The organism is Psychromonas sp. (assembly GCF_041586535.1).
In the GTDB taxonomy this organism is placed as follows: domain Bacteria; phylum Pseudomonadota; class Gammaproteobacteria; order Enterobacterales; family Psychromonadaceae; genus Psychromonas.
Genome location: NZ_JBFGZY010000087.1, coordinates 1 through 18,227 on the forward strand (window position 1 = coordinate 1; position 18,227 = coordinate 18,227).

Annotated in this window: 15 protein-coding genes and 1 pseudogene; 7 read left to right on the forward strand and 9 right to left on the reverse strand. The window is 39.3% G+C overall.

The features are described 5' to 3' along the window. The first annotated feature begins 581 nt into the window (after positions 1 to 581). Positions 582 to 758 (forward strand): hypothetical protein, encoded by a 177-nt coding sequence (locus ABZA00_RS10780; protein ID WP_372882173.1) that lies wholly within the window; start codon positions 582 to 584, stop codon positions 756 to 758. A 221-nt stretch (positions 759 to 979) separates the two neighbouring features. Here the strand turns inward: ABZA00_RS10780 and ABZA00_RS10785 are convergent, their stop codons facing one another. Further along, complete coding sequence (locus tag ABZA00_RS10785) at positions 980 to 1,756, reverse strand: glycosyltransferase family 2 protein (RefSeq protein ID WP_372882174.1); 777 nt, start codon at positions 1,754 to 1,756, stop codon at positions 980 to 982. A gap of 10 nt (positions 1,757 to 1,766) precedes the next feature. Then, a complete protein-coding gene (locus ABZA00_RS10790) occupies positions 1,767 to 2,807 on the reverse strand; it encodes a glycosyltransferase family 9 protein (RefSeq protein WP_372882175.1) in 1,041 nt (346 codons plus the stop codon). 106 nt (positions 2,808 to 2,913) lie between these two features. Between ABZA00_RS10790 and ABZA00_RS10795 the strand changes: the two genes are divergently transcribed. After that, on the forward strand, positions 2,914 to 3,615 hold the full coding sequence (locus ABZA00_RS10795; RefSeq protein ID WP_372882176.1) for a 3-deoxy-D-manno-octulosonic acid kinase: 702 nt from the start codon (positions 2,914 to 2,916) through the stop codon (positions 3,613 to 3,615). Here ABZA00_RS10795 and waaA read toward each other — a convergent pair. From waaA to rfaD, 6 genes are all read right to left on the reverse strand, one after another. Next, the gene (gene waaA, locus ABZA00_RS10800) at positions 3,612 to 4,901 is read right to left on the reverse strand and encodes a lipid IV(A) 3-deoxy-D-manno-octulosonic acid transferase (RefSeq protein WP_372882177.1); all 1,290 of its coding nucleotides are present in this window, start codon (positions 4,899 to 4,901) and stop codon (positions 3,612 to 3,614) included. The two genes, ABZA00_RS10795 and waaA, sit on opposite strands and share 4 nt — an antisense overlap. A 16-nt stretch (positions 4,902 to 4,917) precedes the next feature. Further along, on the reverse strand, positions 4,918 to 5,952 hold the full coding sequence (locus ABZA00_RS10805) for a glycosyltransferase family 9 protein (RefSeq protein ID WP_372882178.1): 1,035 nt from the start codon (positions 5,950 to 5,952) through the stop codon (positions 4,918 to 4,920). Between the two features lies 1 nt (position 5,953). Continuing rightward, a complete protein-coding gene (gene waaF / locus ABZA00_RS10810) occupies positions 5,954 to 7,003 on the reverse strand; it encodes a lipopolysaccharide heptosyltransferase II (RefSeq protein ID WP_372882179.1) in 1,050 nt (349 codons plus the stop codon). A 36-nt stretch (positions 7,004 to 7,039) separates the two neighbouring features. After that, positions 7,040 to 8,302 (reverse strand): O-antigen ligase family protein, encoded by a 1,263-nt coding sequence (locus ABZA00_RS10815; protein ID WP_372882180.1) that lies wholly within the window; start codon positions 8,300 to 8,302, stop codon positions 7,040 to 7,042. A 68-nt stretch (positions 8,303 to 8,370) separates the two neighbouring features. Beyond that, complete coding sequence (locus ABZA00_RS10820) at positions 8,371 to 8,928, reverse strand: hypothetical protein (protein WP_372882181.1); 558 nt, start codon at positions 8,926 to 8,928, stop codon at positions 8,371 to 8,373. 132 nt (positions 8,929 to 9,060) lie between these two features. Continuing rightward, on the reverse strand, positions 9,061 to 9,996 hold the full coding sequence (gene rfaD / locus ABZA00_RS10825) for an ADP-glyceromanno-heptose 6-epimerase (protein WP_372882182.1): 936 nt from the start codon (positions 9,994 to 9,996) through the stop codon (positions 9,061 to 9,063). A 397-nt stretch (positions 9,997 to 10,393) separates the two neighbouring features. Here rfaD and ABZA00_RS10830 point away from each other — a divergent pair, with 397 nt between their 5' ends. Continuing rightward, positions 10,394 to 12,181: a glycosyltransferase gene (locus ABZA00_RS10830; RefSeq protein ID WP_372882183.1), complete on the forward strand. Its 1,788-nt coding sequence runs from the start codon at positions 10,394 to 10,396 to the stop codon at positions 12,179 to 12,181. Positions 12,182 to 12,329: 148 nt separating this feature from the next. Here the strand turns inward: ABZA00_RS10830 and hldE are convergent. After that, positions 12,330 to 13,723: pseudogene (gene hldE / locus ABZA00_RS10835) on the reverse strand (bifunctional D-glycero-beta-D-manno-heptose-7-phosphate kinase/D-glycero-beta-D-manno-heptose 1-phosphate adenylyltransferase HldE). 404 nt (positions 13,724 to 14,127) lie between these two features. Between hldE and lpcA the strand changes: the two are divergent. The 4 genes from lpcA (at position 14,128) to tkt (ending at position 17,965) form a co-directional block, all read left to right on the forward strand. Beyond that, positions 14,128 to 14,706, forward strand: a complete 579-nt coding sequence (gene lpcA / locus ABZA00_RS10840; protein WP_372882187.1) for a D-sedoheptulose 7-phosphate isomerase — start codon at positions 14,128 to 14,130, stop codon at positions 14,704 to 14,706. Between the two features lie 156 nt (positions 14,707 to 14,862). Then, positions 14,863 to 15,174, forward strand: a complete 312-nt coding sequence (gene glpE / locus ABZA00_RS10845; protein ID WP_372882184.1) for a thiosulfate sulfurtransferase GlpE — start codon at positions 14,863 to 14,865, stop codon at positions 15,172 to 15,174. A gap of 41 nt (positions 15,175 to 15,215) precedes the next feature. Next, positions 15,216 to 15,566, forward strand: coding sequence for a DUF6572 domain-containing protein (locus ABZA00_RS10850; protein ID WP_372882185.1), 351 nt, complete (start codon positions 15,216 to 15,218; stop codon positions 15,564 to 15,566). A 410-nt stretch (positions 15,567 to 15,976) separates the two neighbouring features. After that, entirely contained in the window at positions 15,977 to 17,965 is a 1,989-nt protein-coding gene (gene tkt / locus ABZA00_RS10855) for a transketolase (protein WP_372882186.1), read from the forward strand. The last annotated feature ends 262 nt before the right edge of the window (positions 17,966 to 18,227 follow it).

Below are 18,227 nucleotides of genomic sequence, written 5' to 3' on the forward strand. Positions count from 1 at the left end.
ATGCGGGGCCGAGCATGATCGCGATCATAATGCGGCTATTAATATTCACAATGAAGGGCTAAGACTACTCGCTTAAAAATTCGTGGCGGCAGGTAGTGCCGACACGTTAAACGCTTGTAAGAGGTTTTAGAAGACTACCGCAACTTAATGTTGCAATGCCTAAACCGTTGACGACAAGAATCACCTTGCTTTGGCTGGGTGAGCTTCAATAATCTATTTATGCTTTGAAAGATGACCGTATGCGCTGTTTTAAAAAGTGTCTATTGGGACTGAAACACGACTCTATTATAAAAACGATTACTTCATGCTTAGTTAGAATGGTTGGACAGTTCTTCTGATCAGAAAGTTATTTTCTTAACGCCATACGCGACTTTTTAAATGAAGAAAATATTTAAAAAGGCATGATCTAACCTTGTTTTTTATCGCCAAAAAACAAATAAGGCGAATAAAATCATGCTATTAGAGGTGGTTATCATTTTGGTCTATTGCGGGATAGATGAGAATATGAATAAAGTGCTTTATCTGGTCGTGCTAGTTTCACTAAAGTTCGTCCTGGTATTGTTAGGATTGGTTTTGGCAGTGTGGAAAGCTATGACTATCGCTATAATCGAACACTCCTTTCTATTAAGGGACATGTACATTTTAACGGTAAAACTAAAATTGGCTTTGGTTCAAAAATATCGGTTGATGGCGAGTTGTTTTTAGGTAAAAATTTCCATATTTCAGCAGCAAGTACCATTATCTGCCGTAAAAAATAGAAATTGGCAAAATTGGAGCTCGAACATCGATTTTAAAAGGTGCTGTAATTGCCAATAATACGGTAATTGCTTTAGGCAGCGTTGTGACTAAAAAAGAAAATAGTGAACACACGGTTCTTGCTGGGAATCCTGCTAAAAGTGTCAAAAACAATGTTATTTGGAAAGAGTAGCCTGCCATTGGTTGGCGGGGACTATGCTAATCACCCGCTATTTTTTAACTGTTATTTTTTGGCACGGCAGTCATTTTCTCTTATCCATAAATCCGCGTATTTTATAAAAGTAGAGTGTGCTGAAAGTATGGCAATGAGCAGTCCCTGCTTACCGTCTAAAAAACCGCGTTTTAATAGATACATCTTTACAAAGCAGCCTAATGCATGAGTGAAACCTTGGCTGAGACTCGCTTTTTTCCCTCTTTTTTGTCGGCCATCCGCCCATGCTTTTCCATAGCTTGCTGATTTCACAAGATAATTCTCGATATTACTGTATGAGTAATGGAAAAGGTCACCTTGCAGTTGGGAAATTTTTACATGTTTTTCCGTCACTATTTTTTCATGCACTAGCGCATCGTTATAATGAGCGAGTTGTTTCGGATAAACTCGTATTATTTTATCAACCCAGCCTGAATGCTGTAAAAATCGGCCAAATACCCAGGTTTTACGCTGGATTTTGAACACCTGATTCTGTGCGTCAGCTTTACTGATCTGCAGTTGAATAGATTGTTGTAATTCAGGAGAAACAACCTCATCGGCATCAATGGCGATGATCCATTTGCTAGTGGCATAATTTTGTGCAAGTTGTTTTTGTTTACCAAAACCTTGCCAGTTTGTATGTGAATAGAATTTAGCACCATAACTGTTGGCGATTGTTTCAGTTTGATCGGTACTACCGGAATCAACGATGATGATCTCATCAACCCAGGTTAAAGAATCCAAGCAGGCGGGTAGATTATTCTCTTCATTTTTGGTGATAATAATTGCGCTGATACTGTTTTCTGACATCTCGGTATTCCTATTTTTTACTGATTCGATCAAACATGGCGATAACAGATTCAACCGAGATCTGCTGCATGGCGTTTATATTTTTAACTCGTGCCCGCCACGGTAATTCGTCAACTGCTTTGCCTGTTTGCTCTGTGATCAATTGTTCATAAACACTGACAACGTGATCTAACTGTGTGTATGGGCCGGTGCGTTTGGGATTGTGGTGCGCATACAAACCGATAACCTGGGTATTAACCATGGTTGCCATATGTGTTGGGCCTGTATCTGGGGCCAGTAAAATATCTGCTTGCTGGATTAGTGCAACCAGCTCAATCAATGTGGTTTGTCCGATCAAGTTTTTAGCCTGCTGCTGCGTATTATTAACAATCTGCTTGGCTAATGCTTTTTCTAATTCAGTTGGCGCACCGCAGATTAAAACCTGATAACCTTGTTTGATAGCATGATTGGCAAGTGCGCTGTAACCTTCAACCGTCCAGTTTTTATAAGCTTTACTCGCTGCAGGGCAGATAATAAAAGTGGGGCTCCCAGCAACTAGCTGTTCGGCTTTTTGTTGACTTAGCGTTGGTATATTAAGATCCCATTTAACCGTTAGGTCTGTAATACCTAGTTTTTTGGCAAATGCCATAAACCCATCTAGGACATGTGAAGATGTAGCCGGATCTACTTTTTGATTGGTAAATAACCATTGCCCATCTTTTGCGCGTGCTTTATCGAATCCCAGTTTTATTTTAGCCCTGATCATCAAACTGGCAATACTGGCTCGCAATGCCGCCTGCATATGTAATAAAGCATCAAAGTTGCGATCTTTTAATTGTTCGCGTAACTGTATATAGGCTTTCCAGCCTTGTTTCTTATCAAAGCTTATAACCTCAATACCAGCAATATACTGTATTAGTTGTGCTTCTAATTTCCCCGTTACCCAGGTTATTTTAGTGCTGGGCCACTGCCTTTGAATTGCTTGCACGCAGGCAACCGCATGACAAACATCGCCAATCGCACTAAGGCGTAAAATGCAGATCGATTTAGGTGCAGAAGTGAATAATGGCATAAAAAACCTATTAAGAGCAAACATATATGAGAAGTGATACATTATGCAAAGGACGCCTGCTAATGTAAAATAACAGGTCTTCATTTATTCAAATAAAGTCATAAATGTGAAAATTGATAAATTAAATAAACAAATATGTTTTTTTAACGCGGAAAATTTCTCGGCATCTCTCTTTGAACTTAAATTTCTTCAGAATAATAATCTGATAACAGGCAGTTCAGTTGGGCGTGGAACAACCTGGTTTTTTCACTATCAGCAAAAGAAATATGTGTTACGCCATTATTATCGAGGTGGTTTGATTGGAAAAATAAATCCGGATTATTTTTTCTATACAGGTTTAAAAAATACACGTGCTTATCAGGAGTTTGTATTGCTTGATAAAATGGCGCAATTAGGCTTGCCGGTGCCATTACCTTATGCAGGAAAAATAAGTCGTCATGGTCTTTTTTATCAAGCGGATCTGATCATTGAGCTGATTGAGGGGGCGCGTGATTTAGTGGCTATTTTGGGAGTACAGCCACTTCAAGATACGCAATGGCATGAAATTGGTCGGGTGCTGCGTTTATTTCATGATCATAATATCTATCACAGCGATATGAACAGTCACAATATTATGCTGGATACGCAGGATAAAGTGTGGGTTATTGACTTTGATAAATGTGCACAAAGAAAAGATGGGGCTTGGAAAGAGCAAACTCTGGCGCGTTTATTACGTTCGTTTCGTAAAGAAAAAGTAAAGAATAGTAATTTAAATTGGTCTGAAAAAGATTGGTTAGCTTTAATTCAGGGCTATCAAAGCAAATCTTAATTATTGACTCTATTTGTTAAAATAAAACCGGGTAAAAATTCAAGCGATTTTTTAATGGCTCCTTTATTGTTATTCACCACTTGCAGAGCTGATTTACCTTGTTTTTTTTGCAGATTTGGAGCTTTAAATAATTTTTGCAATTGAGTTGTTATTTGCTCGCTATTTGCGCAAACGGTACAAGCTTGATTGTTAATAAGCTGCTCGGTAATATCTGTGAAATTATAATAACTAGGGCCAGTTAATGTAGGTTTTGCCAGCGCTGCAGGTTCAAGAAGATTATGTCCGCCAACTTTATCTCCGATTAAACTGCCTGCCATAAAACAGATATCAGCAGCTTGAATTAGACTGAGCATTTCTCCCATAGTATCCCCTAAATAAACCTGCATATTTTTTTCTACAGGCGCTTCACTGGAACGTGATATGCTATTAAAGCCGCTATCTTGGCTCAATTGTAAAACGGATTTAAAACGCTCAGGGTGTCTTGGTACCAAGATCAGCAGTGCATTTGGTATCTGTTTTAAGAGGGATCTATGTGCAGATAATATCTGTTCATCTTCACCTAAATGAGTACTTGCAGCTATCCATACCGGGCGTTCATTGCCTATTTTATTTCTAAGCTCAATACCTTTATTTTTGTCAGTTTCTGAAATGTTAATATCAAACTTGATCGATCCGGTTATTTTGATCCTATTACCGTCAACCCCCAGTTTTTGAAAACGTAGAGCATCTTCCTTTGTTTGACATAAAATAAGAGTGATATTTTTTGCTAGTAAATTAAAAATCCACTTAACTTTTGCATAGCGAGAAGAGGATCGTTCTGATAATCGCGCATTTATAATAGTGATCGGGATATGTTTTTCAGCTGTCACTCTTAGCGTATTTGGCCATAATTCAGTTTCCATGATAAGAAGCTGCTGTGGCTGAATGGCTTTAATAAAACCTTTTACTGCAAAGCTAAAATCCAGCGGCATATATCTATGCTCAACTCCCCAGCCTAGTTTTGCCACTTGTTCAGCACCTGTGCTGGTTGTTGTGGTGACAACTATTTTAAGTTGTGGGTTTTGTTCTTTAAGCGCTTTAATTAATGGCGTGCTGGCTAGCACTTCTCCGACAGAGACCGCATGAATCCAAACCGGCGGACATTTTGAATCTATAGTTGGTGTGCAACCAAAGTGTTCTTTCCATCTAGACGCGAATTTCGGTTTGCCTTGTTTCGGCTTGTATAGCGCATATAAGTAGAAGGGGGCAATTAAGTATAAAAGTAATGAATAGATAACGTTAAACATAAAATATTATTTCGATTTAGTTTGTTTCAATTTGAGATAAAATGCTTACCAAAACTTGCTTAGGTGTTGGGATTGTCGCATCTGCGTTCATGACAATTTTATGTTTTCCATATAAAGGTGTATAGCGAAAAGGTACTGTGGCATAAAATATGCCGATAGTTGGAGTATGCGTTGCGATAGCAAGGTTACGAATTCCGGTATCTGTTGAAACAACGCAATGAGCTTTTGCCAGATAAGCCGTTAATTCATTCAATTGCATAACCTCTTGAACGAATATATTTTTATAAGCGGAAATATCTCCTAATTGATCTCGCTTTTCGTTTTTGTTTATGCCTTCTAAAAAAATATGTTGGTGATCTGGTAGTTGTTCACTTGCATCGATGATAAGTTGGCGCATCGATGCGATGGGATACATTTTATTTTCCTGAGAGGCACCATTAAAATAAACAATATTTTTTTTCTTTGTATCTTTTTCCACAAAGTGGCTAGGGCAGGCAAAGTCTAATGGGTAAGAAGGATTATGTCCGAGTACTCGCAGCATATCTAACATCACTTCAAGCTCTGCGGTAAAGTCTGAGCGAAATACAGCGATATCATAGAGAGCTTTTGCTACCCATGATCTATAGGGAAAACCTACCTTTAACTTAGCTTTAGTTAAAGCGGTCAGCCAGTAGGAGCGGTTGGTTGCAGCTAAATCAAAGATGATATCCTGCTCGCCAAGCTCTTTCATATTTGATATTTTTTCTTTCAGACTTATCTTTTTCTTCCTATCTGCACCGTGTGTTATATGCAGGTTATCAGCCAAATCATCAGGCATACCATACTGATAATTAGAAACCGTGCTGAGGGTGATCTCTGCATTTGGGAGAAATTTGCGCAACTCAACCAAAAAAGGTCTGGTAATCACTTGGTCACCGAGAGCCGCATGACGAATAACGGCAACTTTTTTGATCTCTGATGGAGTAAACTCATTGGCAACATAATAACGAGCTTTTTTATTCGCATTTGCTCCTTTTTCGAACCATAAGTGCTTCATGTTATATTTAGCCACTTTATTTCTCTTTTTTTTCTAAAAAGTTTTGAATACGCTTCATTACCACATCCGGTTTCAGATCGTTAAGGCATTTTAGATGCTGATAGGGGCACTCTTTTTTAAAGCAGGGACGACACTCAATATCGGTATGTACTATTTCCACATGTTCAGTTAAGGGAGGAGTATATAAAGGGGAGCTTGAACCATAAATACCAACAATATTGCAGCCGACCGCAGCAGCGACATGCATTAATCCTGAATCATTACTGACGACTGTGTGGCAGCAGGATAGCAGATCAACGGCTTCATTTAGAGTTGTATTACCAGCTAGATTACTAATCATATCTTGCTCTGTATTTCCAACTAGTGCTGCAATTTTATCGGTCGTTACGCGATCTTTTGCTGAGCCGAATAACCATACTTGATAGCCTTGTTTGATAAGATTTTTAGCAATTTCGCCATAATGCTCTTCTGGCCAGCGTTTTGCGGGGCCAAACTCAGCTCCGGGACAAAGGCCGATTATTTTAGGCTCTAATGAAAGGTTAAATTTTTCTAGAATATTGCTTCGAATCTGCTCATTAATTTCTAATTTGGGTTTTGGTAGAGAGTGAATATCCCCTAGGCAGCCGGAGCCAGTCATTTTATCTTTAGGGTATGCAAGGGAGACATAACGCTCAAGCATATATTGAAAGGATTTTTTGTTGTTACGCAGATCATTTATTAAACCATAACGCATTTCTCCTTTCCAGCCGATACGCTTAGGGATTTTGGCAAAAAAAGGGATAAGAGAGGATTTGGCTGAATTAGGTAGAATATAAGCAGTATCATAGTGTTCATTCTGTAACGATTTGCCGAGCTGGTAACGAGCCTTTAAGTTAAAGTCACCATGCCCTAATGGCATCTCAATCGCTTTATTGATCTGGGGCATTTTTTCCAGGATAGGTAAACACCACTGCGGAGCTAATACGTCAATAATGCAATCTGGGTTTTGCTCTTTCAAGGTGATATATAACGACTGTGTCATTACCATATCACCAACCCAAGAAGGGCTGATGATTAAAATTTTCATAATTAATACTCTGCTGTTGGTCTCGATATAAGCGAGTTACTGTGATGATTTTTGAGTTGTTAGTGCATGGTAACTCATTGCCGTAGCGATTAATAATGCTTGCATAAATGCATAATAAAGGCTAATTAAATTTCCAGCTAACAACACTTCGGTAAGGCCGAAGATGCATATCCCTGTCGTGAAAATAAAACCGCATAATGCAAAAATATTATTTTTATTTTTAGAAAATAGGTAATAGTAATAAACTAAAGGTGCCATCAGGTAAAGAAATAATGCGAATATACCCAGTAAACCAGCACAGGCCAATATCTCAAAATATTGACTATGGGCATGTGCTCTCGGGGCTAATAGCACTCTATTTTTGTATTTACTGTGATCGTAAATCCTCTGACTGATGATTTCCCGATTGTGATAAGTTTCTCCGATTAAAGGGCTACTTTTAAAAGCTTCAACTGCAGAGCCCCATAATAGAATGCGTCCCCCGGAAGATCTCGATTTGGCGGTATCACCTTGGATGATTTGTTTAAATTCAAATGTAGTGTAATCAATACGCTGTTTGAATGTAGGGATAAACTGGTAGGAGAGCATGCTGATAAAAGAGATAGAAACAGCAAACAGGAGAACTTTTTTAGCTGTAATTATTTCTCTGTAAAGAAAAAATAATGTCATTATCAGTAATACTGGAATGGCGAAGATAGCGCCACGAGTAAGTGTTAGCATTGTCGCTATAATTGCGGCGCTAAAGCCTAATAAGTTAATCAATTTATGGCTAGAGCCTTTATAGAAAACTAAGCCTAAAAACGCTAACGAACAGGCTAAATAGCCAAAGTTTATGCTGTATAAAAAACCATCCACCCTTGGGCGGCCTTCGATAATGACTTGATAGAGCGCTATTACTAACGCACCCATGCTGCCTGTAATCGCACCATACTCTATGGCTTTATTTAAAGCATTAAAATTAAGTTTTTGATTAACAAGCATATTCCGTATTAATAGATAGATTGGAATACTAAGTAGAAAACGAGAAGGGGCATCAAAATAACGCAGTGTGGAACCATCGATTATTGCTATTGGGATAAATGCTAAAAAGTAGCTGGCACAGGCAATAATAAATAAATAATCTGCTTTTATTAATGTTATTGATTGTCTGTTTTCTATTAAATAGCTCAGGCTCACAATAAATAGAATTAAAACGATAACAACACTAAAGTTTGGGGTTGATAGCAGCAGTATTAAAACTAAAAATATAGAACTGTAGATGTAATTACTTAATCGGTTTTTTTTTATTAGAGTTGTCATTTAAGTTACATCACTTGTTTTATTTTAATTTTTGTATACACATAATTTGTGTTGTTGAATAAATTTTATTATCCGAGTTCTTCAGACCATTCAATATTGGTTTTGACAACAGATGCAGGATTACCTGCAGCAATGCAACCCGTTGGAACATCTTTAGTTACCACAGCGTTGATCGCGATAATAGCACCATCATGGATAGTATTTCCCTTCAATACAACGCAGTTGTCAGCAAGCCAAACTTTATTGCCGATAAAAATGCTCCGATCTAAATTTATGCGCTCTTTGTTGTGATAAATATTATGTCCGTCACTTGTCATTATTTTAACGTTACGGGAAAACATGCAAGATTCACCTATCGTTAATTTAGTATCTTGCCCTCTGCATGATAGATAAGTTTGCTCACCAATGACCGTGTTTTTGCCTATGTGGACACGACAGTTATTACCATCAACTTCAATCGTTACGCCTTTTAGGTTTACATCATTATCAAATGACAAGGTGTTGTTATTTCCCCTTAGACTAATATCACAATAACGGATCCTGTTTCTATCTGAAAAAAGGACTTTATGATTATCTCCTTTAAATTCGACTTTGTTTCTTAGTTTCAAACGTAGTAAATTTAACATCTTAAGCCTTGATGCGATTCATTGAGCGATGATTACTCCAGTCCGCAATATTTAATATCAATCCATGTTGCAATCAAATAAAAAACCGCAATAAATTTTTTACGGTTTTTTATAAATGATGCCAAGAGATATTTATTGATTAATAATGGTCATATATTCAGCAGTGCCTTCGGCAACGCTTTTAAATTCGCCATCGTAACCTGCCGCACGTAGATTTGTTAAATCTGCTTCAGTAAAGCTTTGGTAGCGGCCTTTCAGGTGTTCCGGGAATGGAATCCGTTCTATCTGACCTTTTTGGTGGAAGTTTACAACGGCTTTGCCAACTTCTAAAAATGACTCTGCTTTACCTGTTCCAAGATTGTAAATACCCGAAACCTGGTTATCAAAGAACCATAAGTTTACTTTGCAGACATCTCCGACATAAACAAAATCACGTTTATGCTCACCTTCAAACAGTTTGGCGTTTTCACCGGCATTAAGCTGGTTGTTTAGATGAAATGCGACACTTGCCATGCTGCCTTTATGCTGCTCGCGTGGGCCGTATACATTGAAATAACGGAAACCGACAATTTGCGGTAGTGTTTCATCATGCGCTTTTGCGTCTTCCCAAATGCGGCGTACATACTGGTCGAACTGGAATTTAGAGTAACCGTAGACGTTTAACGGTTTTTCATACTTTAATTCTTCTTTAAAGGTATCGTTACCGCCGTAAGTTGCTGCTGATGATGCGTATAAAAATGGGATATTGCGCTCGATACAGTAATGCAGCAGGTCTTTTGAATATTCATAATTATTTTCCATCATGAATTTGCCATCCCACTCAGTGGTTGCCGAGCAGGCGCCTTCATGAAAGATAGCTTCAATATCACCAAAATCCTGGCCTGAAACTATTTGTGTGATGAATTCATCTTTATCCATATAGTCAGCGATTTGCAAATCAACTAGATTAATGAATTTTGTACCGTCGGTTAGGTCATCGACTACAAGAATATCTGTAATACCGCGTTCATTAAGAGATTTGACAATATTACTTCCAATAAACCCGGCGCCGCCTGTGACTATAAACATGATCTTATTCCTTTGAAATAAATCTATGATGATTTTGAATTGAATATCCAAGTAGTATGCAGTTATTATACTATTGATTGCAAGTGACCTTTTGCACTCTTTTGTGCCTTACACTTAGTTTGATAATCAGTAATAAGTTTAATGTATTAAATTGTACGTTTTAAAGTATATTTTCATATATTGCTCTGAAATAAGTGCGAAGTGCTGTGAATATCTTAAATAATACCAATTCCGATAATTAGATGATCTATTTAGGCGTAGAAAAAACGGATGAAAGCAAGGCATTGATTGCAGTAACTAGTTGTTCTAATTGCAAAATTAATAACGCAGCCAGCATTCATTTTAGCAAGTATAAATGAGTAGATAATTATCGGATTTGGTATAACACAGGTGGTGTATGAATATATTAATGGCTTTGTCTCAGCTACAGGTTACTGGAGCGGAAGTGTACGCGGTTGAGATTGCTAATAGGTTAATGAAAAAAGGGCATAATTTATTTTTTGTTTCTGATACCTTAACTAAAAAAACTGACGCTAAGTTTATTGAGCTTGCCTTCAATAAACGCAATCCTTTGCAGCGGGTCGGGCATGTTATTAAGCTCATTCGCATAATCAAAGAAAATAAGATTGATCTGATTCATGCCCACTCCAGAGCATCAGCATGGAGCGTGGAAATTGCTTGTAAACTAACAAATACAGCCTTTGTGACAAGTATCCACGGTATGCAGCATCAGTCTAAAGTGAGAAAGCGCAAACAACCTGTCGGACGTGGTTTTGCTGTGTGCGAAAATATTCGTGATGATCTGATTCAATCTTTTGATGTTCCTGCTGAGTCGGTTGAAGTTCTACGCAATGGCATTGATATTGATAAATTTACCTTGTCGGCCAGCCCGGCTAATACTAAAAAGGTTATCTCAATTATTGGGCGCCTGTCCGGCCCTAAAGGCGAAATTACCTATCAGCTGCTGAGTAATTCAATTGATCTTGATAAATTTACGGTGAATGTCGTTGGCGGAGAGGTCATTCCTGAGAAATTCAAAACCTTTACAGGGAAAGTTAATTTTACTGGCTATGTTGATAATGTTTTGGAATATATTAAGGCTTCTGATTTGGTGATAGGTGCTGGCCGTGTTGCAATTGAGTCGTTATTGATGGGGCGGCCGACACTTGCTATTGGCGAAGCATTTGAGATTGGCGTTATTGATTCAAATAACATTGAGCAGGCATTAATATCTAACTTTGGTGATGTAGGAAACCGTCAAGCTCATGATTTTGATTGGCAAAATATTCGTGCGGAAATTGCTCGCGGTATTGCTCTGCAACAAACAGATATAAGCGTTATTGATATGATTAAAGATAATTATAACTTAGATCATATCGTTGCTACTTTAGAAAACGTTTATCAGCATGAGCTGGTTTATACTCGCAAGCGGGATATACCTGTGATTATGTACCATAGAGTGATTCGCGATCCAGAGACCGAATCAGGAAAGCATGGTACTTATGTTACAGAAACACAGTTTAATGAGCACCTGCAGATATTAAGTGATAACAACTTTATTCCAATTACCTTTGCTGATATTGCCAAAATTCCCCTGCATAAACGCTTTGAGAAAAAATACATTATCCTTACCCTCGATGATGGTTACGAAGATAATTACACTTATGCGTTTCCGATACTCAAGAAGTTTTCTTTTAAGGCTGTGATCTATTTGGTCTCTAATATCAGTCATAATCAATGGGATGTTACATTAACCCAGGAAAAAACCTTTAAGTTGATGAGTCAACCTATGTTGGAGGAGTTAAAAGCAAGCGGGCTTATTGAATTTGGCGGTCATACCTTAACCCATCCTCGCCTATCGAGACTAACTGAGCAACAGATAGAGCATGAAATTATAGCTGATAAATTAAAAACAGAAGAAAGGTTAAACATCAAGTTGATCTCATTTGCTTATCCTTACGGTGATTTAGATGAAAGGGTAAAATCAGTTGTGGATGAAGCCGGGTATGAATTTGCGGTGGCAACCGACTCGGGAAGTGCTGCGTTAAGCGATGATCTTCTGCAGATAAGGCGAATTGCTATTTTTCCGAGTATTACGGCGTTTGGTTTTAAACGTAAAATAAAAGGAAATTATAATTTTATTAAGATTAAAAGAGAGTTGAAAAAGCTAAAGAAAAAAGCTTAAGAGTGAATTTTGTGAGATAAATATGCTCTCTTAAAGCAGCAAGAAGAAAGCGCTGCTTTAAGAGATGAGCGTTACCAGAATAGCCTTCACTATAAAGTTATATGGATTCATTCGCTGCCCGATAAAAAAGGTAATACTCGCTTCCTTTTTACTCTTCATTACGAATTGTTTTAATTATTTCAGTCGTTGAACAACCCTCTTCAAACTGTAAAACGCGCACTTCACCGCCATTAGCAATCACCTCTGCACCACCTGCTATCTCTTCTGGCTTGTAATCACCACCTTTAACCAGCAAATCCGGCAGAATTTCTGAAATTAAACGTTGCGGTGTATCTTCAGTGAATTCAATAACCCAGTCGACAGCACCGAGTCCGGCCAGCACCTTTCAAGTCACGTACCGACTGATCGCTATTGACCGCAACAATTAGACGCTGCCCTTGTTCTCGTGCCGTATTTAGATATGAAACATGTCCTGCATGTAAAATACCAAAACAGCCATTGGTCATCACCACTTTTTCACCACGATGCTGGGCAAGTTTCACTGCAACCTGTAACTGCTCTTGTGAAAGAACACCAAAGCCAATCTCCTGTAGACTATAAACCGCACTGGCCAGTTCAATGGTATTAACGGTTGATGTTCCTATCTTACCTACAACAACACCAGCTGCGGCATTTGCCAGGGCACAGGCATGTTCAAATGAACTGCCGGCTGCTAATGAAGAAGCCAGTACGGAGATAACAGTATCTCCTGCACCTGTTACATCATAAACTTCCTGCGCTTGTGTCGGCAGGTGAAAGGGGGGGGGGGAGACTTTCGCGTATTAAGGTCATTCCATGTTCACTGCGGGTTACTAATAATGCTTCCAGATCAAATTGTTTAATCAAACCTAAAGCTCGCTCAACAAGTTCCTGATCGGTTTTGCAATGCCCAACAACGGCTTCAAACTCAGATAAATTAGGGGTTAATAATGTTGCCCCCCGATATTTTTCAAAATCACTACCTTTAGGATCAACCAGCACTTTGGCTCCTGCTTTTTTAGCCAGCTGGATCATCGCTTGGATATCAGCCAGTGATCCCTTGTTGTAATCGGATAAAATTACCACGCTACTCTTAACTGCTAAACTTGCCTGCATTTTTTGTAAAATAGGGGTGCTATCTATATCATGAAAACCTTTCTCAAAATCTAAACGCAATAGCTGCTGATGGCGACTTAATACGCGTAATTTGGTGATCGTCGGAAAGTCGCTGACGGTGACAAAATCGGTTGTCACATGCACGGATTTTAAACCGTTAGCCAAAGCTCTCGCCGACTCATCATCACCAACCAGACCGATTAATGTTGCTTTACCGCCAAGTGCTGCCACATTTAATGCCACATTAGCAGCGCCACCGGGGCGCTCTTCAATCTCTTCAACTTTAACAACCGGCACGGGTGCTTCTGGAGAGATTCGTCCGGTCGGACCATGCCAATACCTATCCAGCATAACATCACCAACCACCAATACTTGTGCATTTTCATATTCAGGTAATGTTATTTTCATCTTTTCTCTCTTTTTTAAACTAAGTCATTATTTTCTAAGATTACCATCATGACACTTTCAAGCATTAACCATTTTGGCTTTTGAGAAAGATCATAGCAAGCAAAGAAAGGCACAAAATTATGATCTTATACTCACTCTATTTCTTAATGCATTTGGTATAAGTCGAGAGCTGTAACTTTCTGTTTACTAAGGTGAAATTATTTTTTCACTATTTTTTTCGTTTCTTGCTATCAGAGCCGCTATTATTTGAAGTGCTTTTCCGGGCCTTGGAATGTTTATTTAAATGGCGAGTAATGCTGGTTTGATGTTTTCGTAAAATATTGTTTTAATTTCCACTAATTCAATTGATAGACTGCCAGCAACTTAATTTAACTATCTTGAAATTTATAATGGGCGGAGAAATGATGAATTTAGCTATTATCAAAGATGAATTATTAGAGGCTGAAAAGGCACTGCAAGCTTTTATTGCAGATGAACAAAATTTAAAAAACATTGAACAGGCTGCAACACTGCTGGCTGATTCATTTAAACAGGAAGGTAAAGTGCTTTCTTGTGGGAATGGCGGATCGCATTGTGATGCTATGCACTTTGCTGAAGAGTTAACCGGACGTTATCGCGAGCATCGACCTTCCTATCCGGCTATTGCGATTTCAGATCCGAGTCATCTCTCGTGTGTGGGTAATGATTATGGTTTTGATTCTGTTTTTGCGCGTTATTTAGAAGGGGTCGGGCGTCGTGGTGATGTCATGTTTTGTCTTTCTACGAGTGGTAACTCGGAGAATATTTTAAAAGCGATCAAAGTGGCGAAGCTCAAAGGGATCTCTATTATTGCCTTAACAGGTAAAGATGGCGGTAAAATGGCCGGACTTGCAGATGTAGAGATTCGTGTACCGTATTTTGGTTTTGCCGATCGTATTCAGGAAATTCATATAAAAATTATTCATATCTTGATCTATTTAATCGAGAAGAAAATGGCCATTTAAGGCTACCCCTATTTTATAAAAGTCGCAGGCGACTGTCTGCCAAAAAGAAAATAGCGAACAGACAACTCATTAGCAAACATGTAAATGAAATGTTGCAACTATTTAAGACTATTTGGTAGATTGAACCTGTACAGCTGACTTTAATAGGAAAATACCATGCCAAGCTATCAATTAATTAGTGCTTATGATGCCAAACAACGCTCATTAAAAGAAAATGTTCAACTCGTTGATATTCGGGATCGCAACTCCTTCGAAACAGAGCATCCTGAAGGTGCTTTCCATCTTACTAACCAGAGCGTAGACGAGTTTATGCAACAGGTTGATATTAATACCCCGGTATTTGTGATCTGTTATCATGGCAATAGCAGTAAAGGTGTTGCGCAATACCTTTGTGAGCGCGGTTATTTAGATGTGTATAGCGTTGACGGTGGGTTTGCAGACTGGCGTCTGCTTAATCAGCAGGAATAAAATAAGTTATTTAAGCTGTCATTAAGAATAAAGGGAAAAAAATGAGTGTAGTTGATACCGATCTGATTGATGCGATTGGGTTGGAAAAAGAAGCGCAGCGGGTTTTTCTAAGTATTATAGATTCGCTGGTGTGGGATGGCGAAAACGTCCATCTTTATGCTCTTCAGGAGAAAATTAATACTTACCTGTATTTTATTGAATCTGGTGAACTGGATAAAGCACTGCCCGATGGCAAAGGTTTTGATGTTGTCATAGAGCTGATCTTAAAGCATATACCCAGCGATGAAGCGATTAGTTTTTTTGATAAAACCACGCAGATATTGCTTGATAAAGGTATTGTTTTTGTTTTTGGACCGGATAAAAATAGCGGCTATGCTGAGCAGCAAAGTTAATTGCTATTGTATGTTTTTGCAAGGCGGCGTTAGCCGCTTTTATCAAAAGAAAGGCTTTTTTAACTGCTGCCAGTCTTGTCCGGTCAATAACTTCCAATATAGGCAAAACAACAATTACCGAGCTGCTCGATATAACTGTCCGTAATTGCCGGCAAAACAGAATATTTTTAACAATTTATTAAACTTACAACCTTCAGCTAAAAAAAATCAATTACTTATAGAAAACAATCTGTTAACACTCTTGCTGCGCACTACCTTTATACTAAAAAAGAAGAAAATTATAAAATATGTGACAAATTCCAGTATTTTCCATTGCCAGTGCCCCTGTTGATTTGGGATAATCGCGCCGAAATTTTTATGATTTTTCAATTAGCCGCAATTGATCCAACTAAACCAATCAGGAGAAAAACATGCCATCTCGTAAAGAGCTAGCTAATGCGATTCGTGCACTCAGCATGGATGCCGTACAAAAAGCCAATTCAGGTCACCCTGGAGCTCCAATGGGGATGGCTGATATAGCCGAAGTCCTTTGGCGTGATTTCTTAAAGCATAATCCGACTAATCCGGAATGGGCGGATCGTGACCGTTTTATTTTGTCTAATGGTCATGGTTCCATGCTGATCTACTCTCTTTTACACTTAACCGGTTATGAATTGTCAATTGACGATCTGAAATCTTTCCGTCAACTGCATTCAAAAACACCTGGTCACCCGGAATATGGTTATGCGCCGGGTGTTGAAACGACAACCGGTCCGTTAGGTCAGGGGATCACTAATGCTGTTGGTATGGCAATTGCCGAAAAATCATTGGCTGCGCAATTTAACCGCCCGGCACACGATATTGTCGACCATTACACCTACACTTTCTTAGGTGATGGTTGTTTGATGGAAGGTATCTCCCATGAAGCATGTTCACTGGCTGGTACTTTAGGTCTGGGTAAGCTTATCGCATTCTGGGATGACAACGGTATCTCTATTGACGGTGAAGTTGATGGTTGGTTCACGGATGATACACCGGCGCGTTTCCAGGCTTACGGCTGGCAGGTTATTTCTATTGACGGCCATAACAGCGAAGAAATTAAAGCAGCCATTGAAGCCGCTCAAGCTGAAACAGCCAAACCCACGCTAATCTGTTGTAAAACTATTATCGGTTTTGGCTCACCCGCTAAACAAGGTACTCATGACTGTCATGGTGCTCCGCTTGGCGCAGATGAGATTATCGCCACACGTAAAGCATTGGGCTGGGAGCACGCTGCTTTTGAAATCCCTGCAGATATTTACGCTGACTGGGATAACAAAGCGCAAGGCCAACAAGCTGAACAATCATGGGATGAAAAGTTTGCTGCCTATGCATCGGCTTACCCTGAGCTGGCGGCTGAATACAAACGCCGTATCAACAGTGAAATGCCAACTGACTGGGAAGCGAAGTCGAACCAGTATATTACCGATTTACAAGCGAATCAGGCAAATATCGCTACCCGCAAAGCATCACAAAACTGTATCGAAGCCTTTGGCGCTATGTTACCTGAGTTATTAGGCGGTTCTGCTGATTTAGCGCCTTCGAACTTGACTATGTGGTCCGGCAGCAAAGCGATCACTGCTGAGGATGCATCCGGTAACTATTTACACTACGGCGTGCGTGAGTTTGCCATGGCTGCAATTGTTAACGGTATTGCGCTACATAAAGGTTTTGTCCCGTACGGTGCAACATTCTTAATGTTTATGGAATATGCGCGTAACGCGTTACGTATGTCAGCATTAATGAAGCAGCGTGCTATTCAAGTGTTCACCCATGACTCAATCGGTCTTGGTGAAGATGGCCCGACCCATCAGCCTGTTGAGCAGATTGCAAGCTTACGTTTAACACCGAATATGAGCACATGGCGCCCATGTGACAGTGTTGAGTCAGCTGTTGCCTGGAAATTGGCCATTGAGCGTAAAGACGGTCCGACTTCTCTTATCTTCAGCCGTCAAAACCTGCAGCCGCAACCTCGTGATGCGCAGCAGTTAGCTGACGTAGCTAAGGGTGGTTATGTGCTGCTTGGCAGTGAAAAAGCACCTGAAATCATTTTGATTGCAACGGGCTCTGAAGTTGAGTTAGCAGTACAGGCGCATGCGCAATTAACCGCCCAGGGTAAAGCTGTACGTGTTGTTTCTCTGCCTTGTACCGATCTTTTTGAGCAGCAAAGTGCAGCATACAAAGAGTCTGTACTACCGGCAGCTGTTACTAAACGTGTTGCTATCGAAGCGGGTATTGCTGATTACTGGTATAAATATGTTGGTCTGAACGGTAAGGTTATCGGCATGACCACTTTTGGTGAATCAGCTCCGGCTGAACAGTTATTTGAAATGTTTGGTTTCACTGTTAAAAATGTCGTAGATACTGCGAACGCTTTGTAAGCCTACCTGCAAAGCATCTGATGCTTATCAGGCTGCAAATAAAAACCGCGTTTATCGCGGTTTTTTGCTTTGGCAACTTTGGTAATTAACCGGCTCGTCTTCTCAAATTGATGTATCTATGTAATACCAAATCCGATAATTATCTATTCATTTATGCTTGTTAAAATGAATGCTAGCTAGACATAAAACTACGTTTTAGTCTTTGTTATTGATTTGATTCAGAACGTCCTGTTCTTCACCACTTTGTGGCCAGCTAAAGCTG